At 31.6% G+C, this 411-nt stretch carries 1 protein-coding gene; it reads right to left on the reverse strand.

Annotation, left to right across the window (positions count from 1 at the left end):
• Positions 1–10: 10 nt before the first annotated feature.
• Positions 11–411, reverse strand: a 401-nt coding sequence (locus tag N2712_08005) for a hypothetical protein (GenBank protein MCX8029920.1), incomplete at its 5' end; no start/stop codon positions are given.

Here is a 411-nt window from a genome sequence, read left to right on the forward strand (position 1 = left end):
ATTTTGCCCACTAGAGTTGAAAACCAATCACAGAAAACGGATAGTTTCTTAGGAGATAAATTTCAAAATTATCAAACTTGTCTTTATGTGCTTCTAGGTATTCTTTTAGTCCTTTTAAGAATTTTTCCTCGCTTTCTACTAGTCCTGCTGGTGAAATTTTATCGATTTTATTACTTTGGATTAACAATGGCAAATATAGGGATCTATCAAAGTAGATACGTGGTAAACTTTTATTTTCATCTTTAAGCAACTTATCTGAGTCTTTAACGAGCTGTTTTATCTCTTTGATTAAATCATTTTTACTCTTATTAATTTGCACAATATACTTGGAAGTATTCCCAGAAACAACAGGAAACGGTAATTCTTTCAACTGTTCACACTGTAAATTTTCCGTCTCAAACCTCCATGCAT

This window comes from Brevinematales bacterium, from assembly GCA_026415355.1.
Lineage (GTDB): Bacteria > Spirochaetota > Brevinematia > DTOW01 > DTOW01 > SKYB106.